The sequence below is a fragment of the Kitasatospora sp. NPDC088779 genome, assembly GCF_040685395.1.
Lineage (GTDB): Bacteria > Actinomycetota > Actinomycetes > Streptomycetales > Streptomycetaceae > Kitasatospora.
On the sequence record NZ_JBFBHW010000094.1, the window covers coordinates 1 to 9,882 of the forward strand.

At 72.6% G+C, this 9,882-nt stretch carries 9 protein-coding genes and 3 pseudogenes; 7 read left to right on the top strand and 5 right to left on the bottom strand.

The features are described from left to right. The 4 genes and pseudogenes from AB0P03_RS40035 to AB0P03_RS40050 form a co-directional block, all read left to right on the top strand. A pseudogene (locus tag AB0P03_RS40035) lies at nucleotides 1-237 on the top strand (NmrA family transcriptional regulator); the annotation flags it as partial. Nucleotides 238-321: 84 nt separating this feature from the next. Then, entirely contained in the window at nucleotides 322-981 is a 660-nt protein-coding gene (locus tag AB0P03_RS40040; RefSeq protein WP_363633641.1) for a hemerythrin domain-containing protein, read from the top strand. Nucleotides 982-1,204: 223 nt separating this feature from the next. After that, complete coding sequence (locus AB0P03_RS40045) at nucleotides 1,205-1,813, top strand: anthrone oxygenase family protein (protein WP_363589724.1); 609 nt, start codon at nucleotides 1,205-1,207, stop codon at nucleotides 1,811-1,813. 318 nt (nucleotides 1,814-2,131) lie between these two features. After that, nucleotides 2,132-2,491, top strand: a complete 360-nt coding sequence (locus tag AB0P03_RS40050) for a hypothetical protein (protein WP_363589722.1) — start codon at nucleotides 2,132-2,134, stop codon at nucleotides 2,489-2,491. A gap of 69 nt (nucleotides 2,492-2,560) precedes the next feature. On the opposite strand, the gene AB0P03_RS40055 is transcribed toward AB0P03_RS40050, so the two are convergent. The 3 genes from AB0P03_RS40055 to AB0P03_RS40065 form a co-directional block, all read right to left on the bottom strand. Beyond that, complete coding sequence (locus tag AB0P03_RS40055) at nucleotides 2,561-3,922, bottom strand: M64 family metallopeptidase (RefSeq protein WP_363589596.1); 1,362 nt, start codon at nucleotides 3,920-3,922, stop codon at nucleotides 2,561-2,563. Nucleotides 3,923-4,024: 102 nt separating this feature from the next. Next, the gene (locus tag AB0P03_RS40060; RefSeq protein WP_363633643.1) at nucleotides 4,025-4,726 is read right to left on the bottom strand and encodes a hypothetical protein; all 702 of its coding nucleotides are present in this window, start codon (nucleotides 4,724-4,726) and stop codon (nucleotides 4,025-4,027) included. Between the two features lie 301 nt (nucleotides 4,727-5,027). Then, a complete protein-coding gene (locus AB0P03_RS40065) occupies nucleotides 5,028-6,218 on the bottom strand; it encodes a cytochrome P450 (RefSeq protein ID WP_363633645.1) in 1,191 nt (396 codons plus the stop codon). A gap of 182 nt (nucleotides 6,219-6,400) precedes the next feature. Here AB0P03_RS40065 and AB0P03_RS40070 point away from each other — a divergent pair. From AB0P03_RS40070 to AB0P03_RS40080, 3 genes and pseudogenes are all read left to right on the top strand, one after another. Continuing rightward, nucleotides 6,401-6,598 (top strand): annotated as a pseudogene (locus AB0P03_RS40070) (helix-turn-helix domain-containing protein); the annotation flags it as partial. A gap of 132 nt (nucleotides 6,599-6,730) precedes the next feature. Beyond that, nucleotides 6,731-7,075, top strand: a pseudogene (locus tag AB0P03_RS40075) (MarR family transcriptional regulator); the annotation flags it as partial. A gap of 118 nt (nucleotides 7,076-7,193) precedes the next feature. After that, nucleotides 7,194-8,033, top strand: a complete 840-nt coding sequence (locus AB0P03_RS40080; protein WP_363633647.1) for an SAM-dependent methyltransferase — start codon at nucleotides 7,194-7,196, stop codon at nucleotides 8,031-8,033. Nucleotides 8,034-8,216: 183 nt separating this feature from the next. On the opposite strand, the gene AB0P03_RS40085 is transcribed toward AB0P03_RS40080, so the two are convergent. Further along, complete coding sequence (locus AB0P03_RS40085) at nucleotides 8,217-8,879, bottom strand: 4'-phosphopantetheinyl transferase superfamily protein (RefSeq protein ID WP_363589604.1); 663 nt, start codon at nucleotides 8,877-8,879, stop codon at nucleotides 8,217-8,219. Beyond that, the gene (locus tag AB0P03_RS40090) at nucleotides 8,876-9,763 is read right to left on the bottom strand and encodes an alpha/beta hydrolase (RefSeq protein ID WP_363633649.1); all 888 of its coding nucleotides are present in this window, start codon (nucleotides 9,761-9,763) and stop codon (nucleotides 8,876-8,878) included. The genes AB0P03_RS40085 and AB0P03_RS40090 overlap by 4 nt, the downstream gene beginning before the upstream one ends. Between the last annotated feature and the right edge of the window lie 119 nt (nucleotides 9,764-9,882).

A 9,882-nucleotide genomic window follows, 5' to 3' on the forward strand; every position in this document is an offset into this window, starting at 1 on the left:
GAGTTGTCGCGGGCGACGGGTCGTGAGGTGCGGTTCGAGGCGGTGTCGGAGGCGGCGTACCGGGGGGTGTTGGAGGAGGCGGGTCTGCCGGGGGACTTCGCGGAGCTGTTCTCGGTGATCCTGGACGGTCGTAACGCTTCGTTGGGGGACGGGGTGCGGCGGGCGTTGGGGCGTGAGCCGCGGGACTTCGCCGACTTCGCCCGCGAGGCCGCCGCTTCGGGCGTGTGGAACGTGTGATCCGGCTCGCCGGTGGCGGCCCGAACAGGCCGCCACCGGGCGGGCGTCGGTCGTGTATCCGGACATAACAGTGGAGGTTTGGCCATGTCGGACGGCAAGCAGGTCTGGTCGAGTGAGCAGGGCGTGGGCGCGCTGCCCGGGCACATCCGGGGCTTCGGGCTGATGCACGTGGCGATGCGCCGGGACGCCGCGCGGCTGAGCGCGGCCGCCGCCCGGGGTTCGTCCGCGGGCGGCTGGGGCCCCGCGGCGGCCCTGGCGGACTGGTTCGGCCGGCTGCGGGCCGTCATCGACTGGCACCACCACAGCGAGGACGAGATCCTCTGGCCCTTCCTGCGCGAGCGGCTGGCCGGCTTCGACGGCGGCGGCATCCTGGAGCAGGACCACGAAGCGCTCGACCGGACGATGCGCCGGGTCGCGGACGTGCTCTCCGCCCGCCGGATCGCCGAACTGCCCGAGGCCGCGGCGGGGTTCGAGAACCTGATCCGCGAGCACCTGGGGCACGAGGAACCGGTGGTGTTCCCGGCGATCGCGGGCCTGCCGGTGGACGAGTACCTGCGGGTGGAGCGGCGGATCATCCAGAGCGCGCCGGGGCAGGTCATGACGTACCTGCAGCCGTGGATGTTCGACGGCGCGGACGCGGCGTCCGTGCGGGCCGTGTCGGCCACCATCCCGGGCCCGGTGCGGCTGATCGGCCGTACGGTGCTGGAGCGCCGGTACCGGCGCACCCTGAACCCGGTTCTGTGACCGCGGGCCCCTTTCCAACTCCCCTGGACTCCTCCCGGCACTCCTCGCGGCACTCCTCCCGGCACCCGGCACTCTCCGGTGCCGCAAGTGTCGTCGCGCGTAGCGGGGTTCCGGTTGTCGCGGTTCCGTTGCGGGTGGCACCGCACGGTGGGTGGTGTCGTTCGTTCCGCTGTTCGCCGGCGCCGCGTCCTGCGGGGCCGGGAGAGTGAAAAGGGGTCCTGTGATGCGTTCGGATCAGAGGTCGGCACCGGTGTCGTACGCGGTCCCGTCGGCCATCGGCGGTGTGCGGCCGGGGAGTTCACCGTACGGCGGAACCGCCGGGCAGGGCCGCGCCGCCGGGCCCGTCCTGGCGGGCGCCACCATCGCGATGGGCCTGATGGCGGGCCTGTTCTTCGCCTTCGACGTGTCGGTGATGCCCGGCCTCGCGGCCGGGGACGACCGGACGTACGTGACGGCGATGCAGCACATCAACTCGTCGATCGAGAACGGGATGTTCGGCCTGGTCTTCGTCGGAGCCTTCGCCGCCACCGGCGTGGCGGCCTGGCTCCAGCACAAGGCCGGCCGGCGCCAGGCGGCGCTGTGGGCGGCCGGGGCGACGGTGCTGTACGTGGTGGCGCTGATGGTCACGATGGGCGTCAACATCCCGCTCAACAACGAGCTGGCGGCGGCCGGCGACCCGTCCCAGATCCACGACTTCGCCGGCGTGCGCGCCAAGTTCGAGGGCACCTGGGTGGCCGCCAACATGCTCCGCACACTGCTCTGCACGGCGGGCCTGGCGGCCCTGAGCCGCTCGTTGGTCCTGCACGGCCGGTTCAGCCGCCTGGGCCGCTGAGCGGCCCGGTCGCGCGCCGCAGGGCTGCGCGGCCGCGGGGATGCCCGTCCGCCTCGTGCGGGCGGGCGTTCGTGCGTTTCGGGTGCGGCGGGCCTGCTGCCCCCGGGCTCGATGGCGGGGCGCCCGAGTGCGCCGGGGCGTGCGCCGGTGCGCCGGGCCAGTGCTGTCGGTCAAGTCGCCTGGGACGTCCTGGACTTGGCGATCCGGGGGCTATGGGTGGAGCATGGGCGGGCCCGGTCGTTGCGGCGCGCTTGCGCCGTTGCCGGGCCGTACGGTGGTCGGCGTGTCCGGTGAGCTGGAGAGGGGGCGGGGTCTGTGGTGGCGGTGATACGTCCGTACCTGATCCGGGGGAGAGCGGTTCCCCTGGCCAGATATCTGGCGGAGGAGGACATCGAGGGTCTGGTGGCGTGTTCGTGCATCGGGAACGAGGTCACGATCGACCTCGTGGACACCCGGATCCTGGTGACCCTGGCCGACGTGGCGGGGGCGGTGCGGCTGAACTTCGACATGGTCCAGGACGGTCCGGCCAAGGCGCGTTCCTGGTCCCGGCGCCTGCCGGGCGACGCGGGGCCGGGCGAACTCGCGGCGCGGATAGCCGTGGACGTGCGGACGCTGGCCCGGGAACTGGCCCCGCTGCGGCGCAACCCCCCTCGCAGGCCGGGAGAGGGCGGGCGGTAGGGACGGCCGGCCCCGGGCCCGGCAGCGCCGCGCTGCCGGGCCCGGGGCCGTCGCCGTGGTGGACGCGCGTCAGAGCGTCACCAGCCAGGACAGGCTCCCGGTCAGGTGCTCGCGCAGCGCCGGGTCGGCCACCGCCGGGGTGGGGTCGGTGGCGACGGCCGTGAGCAGGTGCGGCCGGGAGCGGGGTCCGCCCGGGTGGAGGGCGGCGAGGTCGGGCGCGGTACGCCCGCGCTGTCCGGGCAGCTCGCGTCCGTCCAGGAACCAGCGCAGCCGGGTGCCCGGGACGGGCAGGTCGACGGTGAGGCGGCTGGCGGAGGTGAGCCGGGTGGCGGTGGAGACGGGACTCGTCAGCGGGGTCGCGTGACGGTAGAAGCCGGCGATCATCGCCTCCCGTCCGGGCAGGTTGAACTCCCGCCCGAGCGAGCGCATGATCGAGTTCTCGGTCGGCCGGTACAGCCCTGTCGGGTAGTAGCCGCCGCCCTCGTACGCGCCGACCGTCCCGCCGTCGGGTGACGTCCGGCCGAGCCAGCGGGACCACTTGGTGCCCTGGGCGCGCATCCGGTCGGCGGTCAGCGTACTGATGTTGGCCTCGGCCGGCTCCGCGCCCTGGTAGGTGCCCTGGCCGTCGTACGCGTACTCGTCGGCGAGCTTGCCCAGCGAGTGCCCGGTCTCGTGCACCGCGATCTGCCCGGACTTCGCGTTGCCGCCCGCCACGGTGGCGATGCCCTCGTAACCGAGCGGGGACTTCACGTCGTTGTAGCCCGCGCCGCCGTACTTGGTGCTGTTGGCCACCACGATCACCAGGTCCGCCTGCGGGGCCTTGGCCGCGTAGCGCTCGACCGCCTTCTCGTCCACGCAGAGCAGCCGCTCCACCCCGTCGCACCAGAAGTACGAGCCCAGCGCGGTGTGCCGGACGGTCGTCTGGTCCGGATCCCCGGAGACGCCCGACTCGGGCGAAACGGCCGACACCGCCCAGACGTTGAACAGGTTGCGGTAGGTGGCGTACGGCTCGACGGCGGTGATCTCGCGCCACTTCTCGGCCGCGTCGCTGCGGAACTTCTCCTGTTCCTGCGTCGCGTAGCCGTCGCCGATGACCACCACGTCGAGCTTGGCGGCCGGATCGCCGTTGCGCACCAGCGCGGTGACGTCGCCGTCGTCCTGGAGCGGGGCCACGCCCTGGGCGCGGGAGCCGGCCGTGTACGGGGAGCCGCCGGGGACGAGGGCCCGGGAGATGCCGCCGTCCTCGCCGAACACCTCGACCGGGTGCCGGCCGTCCGCCGGAGCGGCTATGGGGACGGCGCCCGTCGTGGGTCCGGGCGGGGCTCCGGGTGCGGCGAGCGCGGGGGCGCCGCCGAGGAGGGCCGCGGCCAGGGCGGCGGTGAGGAGGGTTGCGGCGGTTCTGGTCCTGCGGCTCCTGGTACTGCTGGGCATGGGTGGCCTCCCCGGTGGTGGCGTGAGCGGGAGGTGGCAGCCTATTTCCCATGTTGAGAACCTGACAACCTGTGAGGGGCATTCCGGATCCGCTCCGGGCCGCTACTCCGCGGACATCCCGCTGATGACGGAGACCGCGAGCAGCCAGGCCAGGACGGCCAGGGTCACGGTCACGGGCAGCGGCCAGTCCATCAGGAGGAGCATGGCGGCACCCACCAGCGTGGTGACCGCCACGGGTACGGACATCCCGGCCGAGATCCACCAGGAGCGCACGTTCGGCCCGAGCAGGCCGCCCGTGATCAGGGCCGTGCCCGCGCCGATCAGCAGCGCCAGCTTCAGGATGGCCAGCCACAGGGTGTGCGGATTGCGCGCCCGGTGCCCCTGGTGGTCGACCTCGACCACCTGGCCCCTCCAGACCGTCAGGTTCACGACCGTGTCGATCCGCACGTCGTCGTAGAACGCCTCCCCGACGTCGTAGGTGTCGGTCGGAGCCTTCTCGCGGGCCACGGTCAGGGTGTACGAGGTCGAGTCGCCGTCCCGCTCCGCCGCCCTCTTCGTCACCCGCCCGCTCTCCCGCAGCGTGCAGTCCACCCCGGGCCCGATCGCCGGAGCGCCGCAGACCGGGGCGCCGCGGTACGCCCACCCCTCGTGGTACGCGCCGACGAACCGCGCGAACCCGAGGCCGACCGCGGACAGTCCGAGCAGCATGAGCAGGGCCTGCGCCACGACCCGCGGCGTCAGCGCGGTGGCCCGCCCGCGCGGCCGGGCGTCCTGCGGGCCCGGCGGCTTGCCGAACAGCGTCATCGGACTCCCCCTCGTCTGGACGTCGGTCGCCATGCGGGCCGACGCCCCGGCACGCCGTGGGCCGCTCCGGGGGCGGCACGGACTTGGATGATGCCAGGGACGCGTGCGGGGCGGGAGGAACCCGGCACCGCTGTAACGGACTTGTGCCATGCCGGGGGTGCGGGAGGTACGCCGGTGACCGCGTGTTTTCGGTCGTTCCGGGCACGGGCGGACAACCCCTCGGCCCCTCCGCCCGGGCGGGTCCCCCGATCCCGACCCGGACCCCGACCCTGGCCCCGACCTCTCCCGGGCCGGTTCCCGGTCACGCGTCCCAGGTGACCGGGAGGCTCTTCACCCCGTAGATGTCCGCGGCCTCCGGCCGCAGGCCGACCTCCTCCGCCGGTACGGCCAGGCGCAGCGTGGGGAAGCGCTTGACGAGCGCGGTGATCGCGACGCTCAGCTCGACGCGGGCCAACTGCTGCCCCAGGCACTGGTGGACGCCGTGGCCGAAGGCCAGGTGCCCGGCGTACTGCCGCCGGAAGTCGAGCACGTGGGGATCGGCGAAGCGCTCTGGGTCACGGTTGGCGGTGTTGTACGACAGGATGACCGTCGTGCCGGCCTTGATGGTCTGGCCTCCCAACTCGACGTCCTCCAGCGCCGTCCTCATGAACGACTTGGCGACGCTCAGGTACCGCAGCAGTTCCTCGACGGCCCGGCCGGTGAGCGTGGGATCGGCGCGCAGGTCGGCCAGCTGCGCCGGGTTCTGCAGCAGCGCGAAGGTGCCCAGCGCCAGCATGTTCGCGGTGGTGTCGAGCCCGGCCGCCAGCAGGATCAGGCTGACGCCCCTCAGCTCCTCATCCGTGAGGTCGCTGTCCATGAGGTCGCTGAGCACGTCGTCGGTGGGGTTCGCACGCTTGGCGGCCACCAGCTCCGCGAGGTACTGCTGGGTCGCCGTGTAGGCCGCGATCAGCTCCTCGTCGCTCGTCTCCCCGTTCATGAACGAGTCGATCTGCTCCTGGAAGGAGCCGCGGTCCTCGTACGGCACCCCCAGCAGCTCGCAGATCATGATGGCGGGGATGGGCTTGGCGAACGCGGTCACCAGGTCCGCCGACGGCCCGGCCGCCTCCATGGCGTCCAGGCACTCGGCGGTGATCTGCTCGACGCGCTCGGCGAGCAGCCGCATCCGCCGCACGGTGAACTTGCCCACCAGCGGCTTCCGGTAGCGCCCGTGCTGCGGGTCGTCCATGAGGAGGAACTCGCCGGGCGGAGCCGGAGGAATCTCGAAGTCGCCCACGTTGATGAGCTCCTTGCGCGAGCTGAACCGCGGGTCGGCCAGGACCGACCTGACCAGCTCGTACCCGGTGATCAGCCAGCCGGCCGCCCCGCCGGGGTGGGTGTAGCGGCTGAGGGGGCCGTGCCGTCGGGCGTCGGTCAGCTCGGTCGGCGGGTCGAAGGGGCAGCCGGGCGGGCGCGCCGTCGGCAGCGTGGTGACGGTGTGGACGGATTCACCCATGACCGTTCCTCATCTCGCGGAAATGCGTCTTCGGGACTCTTCGAAAGCTACGTTGCATTCAGCATGGTCGCAATTGGTCGAAGCAGTTATCCCAGGTGAACAGCGGTAAATTGATGCAATGACGCTGAGGTCGAATGCAATGCCGCATTGCAATGGATGAATGCGAAGGCAATACTGGCGGCATGCCAGGAGGACGACTGACCCAGCAGGACCGCCAGCGCATCGCGGCCGGACTCGCCGACGGGCTCTCCTACGCCGAGATCGCCAGGCGGCTCGCTCGGCCGACGTCGACGATCAGCCGGGAGATCGGGCGCAATGGCGGCCCCAGCGGCTACCGGCCCGAACAGGCGCACCGGGCGACGGTCCAGCGCGCGCGGCGCGGCACCCCGGCGCCGCCGCCCGCGGACGGGCCCTCGGACAGCCCGACGGGAGAGGAGATCATCGAGATGGCGGTCAGGACGGGGCTGCCGAGGATGACGGCGCGCGTGCACATCGACCTGCTGCTGTCCGAGGACGGCAGGCGCACCGCGGCCGAGCTGACCCGCAGGCTGAACGTCAGTGCGGCCTCCGTCTCCGTGGCCGTGAACTACCTGGTCCAGCACGGGTACGTCCGGCGCGAACGCGATCCGCAGCGGCGTCGCGACATCTACGTGGTCGACGACGAGGCCTGGTACCACTCGATCATGATCGGCTCGCGGGAGACGCTCGGGACGGCGCGGATCGCGATGACGGCCGCGGCGGAGTTCGGGCCCGACAGCCCCGTGGGGCAGCGGCTGGCCAGGGGCGGGACGTTCCTGGAACGCGTCATCCGGGACATGATGGAGTCCGCCGACCGCTGGCGTCACCTCCTGACGTGACCTCGTGGCGTTGCGTCAACTCGCTGTCCCCGCAGGCCAGGTGCCCGTCCGGCCCGGCCTGGTCCGGCGAGGGGGAGTGCCGGCCCGGCCGACTCGGCGCCGGGGTAGATTCCCGGGCATGACGACCACCGACCCGCTGAGCCCGGTCTCCCGTACCGCCCTGTCCGTCGCGCTGGTGCGCGCCTACGAGAGCTCCCGCCCCGAACCGCTCTTCACCGACCCCTACGCCGCCGCCTTCGTCACCGCCTCCGGCATGCCGATGCCCACCTCGGGACCGGCGAGCGGCCTCGCCAAAGGCCTGGTGGTCCACGGCATCCTGCGCACCCGCTTCTACGACGACCGCCTGCTCGCCGCCGGCGCGGACCAGGTCGTCCTGCTCGCGGCAGGCCTGGACGCCCGCGCCTACCGGCTCGACTGGCCGGCCGGCACCCGCCTCTTCGAACTCGACCTCGCGCCCGTCCTGACCTTCAAGCAGCAGGTCCTGGACGAACTCGGCGCCGACCCGGCCGGCGAACGCACCACGCTGCCCGGCGACCTGCTGGACCCGGACTGGCCGCGCCGCCTCGTCGAAGCCGGCCTCGACCCGGAGCGGCCCACCGTCTGGCTGGCCGAAGGACTGCTGGTCTACCTCACCGCCGACCAGGCGGCCGGCCTGCTCACCGCCGTCGGCACCCTCTCCGCCCCGGGCAGCCGACTGCTGCTCGAAAAGGGCCGGGACGTGACCAGTACCCCGCAGGACCCGGCCCTCGCCCACATCACCGACCTGTGGCAGGGCGGCCTCGGCCCCCACACCCACGAGTGGCTCGACGCCCACGGCTGGAACACCCGGCTCACCCTGCTCGACGAGGTCGCCGCCGCGTACGGCCGCCCCTTCCCGCCCGGCTCGGGCCCGAGCACCACCGGCTTCATCGAAGCGGTGCGCACCGGCGACAACGGCCGGGACAGCCCTGCGCGTTGAGGACGAAGGCCCAGGTGGGGCAGACGGGGCAGACGGCGGCGTCGGCGATGAGCGTGAGCGTGTGGGCCAGTGCCATGGGCCAGTGCCATGGGCCGGGCTCCTTGCCGGTCGGGTGGTCCCTCTGACCGATCCGTCGACTGTCCCCTCGGTGCTGCGGTGCTGCGGTGCTGCGGTGCTGCGCGCTCAGCCGGTCGTGGTCCCGTGCGGGATGGTGAGGGCGGTGAGGAGGACGGCATCGGTGCTGGTCCAGCGGCCGTGGCAACGGCCGGGCAGGTGGGGGTGGTGGGCGGTGAAGGTGCGGTCGGGGTGGAGGCGCACGGAGATGCCGGCCAGCCCGGTCCAGCGTCGGGTGAGCGGGTAGCAGGCCTTGTAGGTGGCCTCCTTGGCGCTGAAGAGCAGCCGGTCCCAAGGGACTTGGCCGTGAGGTAGCCGGCCGATCCGGTGACGCTCGTCCTCGGAGGCGGTGAGGGCGAGGACCCCGTCGGGGAGCGGCAGAGCAGGCTCGGCGTCGATGCCGAGCGAGATGACATCGGCCGCGTGCGCCGCAGCGCAAGCGGTGTAACCGTCGCAGTGGGTGATGCTCCCGACGGTCCCCGACGGCCACTCGGGGGCCCCGCCCGGCCCCGGGAGCAGCGGGACCGGAGGGTGGCCGAGCTGGGCGAGAGCGCGACGGGCGAGCGTACGGGCGGCGGTGAACTGCCGCTGCCTGCGGGGCGATCGGCCACCGATGTGGGCGCGCTCCGCAGGAAGGAGCGCGCCCTGGGGCGGCGGCCCGAAGGCCTCGGTGCAGTGGACAGTTGGCGGCAGGAGCCTGCCCAGCTCGGTGGTGAGGGAGGTGGTGGTCACCGCTGCGAAGTGAGTGTGAGCTGGTGGATCTGGCGGGCGATTTGGTGAGGGGCTTCGAGCGGGAGGATGTGGCCGGCGTCGGAGAGGGTGTCGACGGTGGTGTTGGGGAGGTGGGTTTGGAGGGTGCGGATGTGGGTCTGGCCGACAGAGGTGTCGTGGGTGCCACGAAGGATCGTGGTGGGGGTGGTGATGTTCCGGAGGTGGGGGGTGTGGTCCATGGTGCTGGTGGAGGCGAAGGTGGTGAGACGGATGTGGGGGTTGGTGTTGGCGAAGAGACGGCGGTTGGTCTCCTGGGTGTGAGCGGGGGTGTTGGGGTGGAGGGTCTTCTTGAGGAGCTGGCGGCCGAGCCGGGGGCTCTTGAGGGCGCGCTGGAAGGCCTTCGTCTTCATGATGCGGAGTTCGCCCGGAGGGGTCTGCTGGTCGTCGGCGGCGCTGGCGGCGAGGAGGAGGCCGACGAGGCGCTGGGGCGCGGTGCGGGGGGCGTCGGCGTAGAGCTGGGTGGCGTAGGCGAGCGCGGCGTAACCGCCGCCTGAGTGGCCGGCGATGACGACGGGACGGTGAGGGGCGAGGGCGTCGGCGACGGTGGCGAGGTCGTGCCCGAGTTGCTCGATGGTGAGGGCCTTGTCGCCAAGGGTGCTGGTGCCGTGGCCGCGCTGGTCGTAGGCGACGACGGTGTGGCCCTGGGCGGCCAGCAGCCGGGCCGTGGCGTGCCAGACGGTGTGGGTGGCGCCCCAGCCATGGGCGAGGACGATCAGGGGCGTGCTGGTGGGGGTGGTGTCGTGGGGGTCGATGTGGGCGGGGTGGTGGATGGCGACGGTGAGGCGGGCGCCGTCGGGGGTGGTGGTGGTGAGGTCGGTGATGGTGATGTCAGTGGTGGTGGTCACGAGGTGCTCCTGCCTGCGTCTGTGGTGTTTGTGTTGTGTGTGAGTTGGTGGTTGAGGTTGGTGAGGGCGTTGTGGGTGGCTTTGGTGTGTTGGTTGGGGATGGTGTGTTTGGGGAGGAG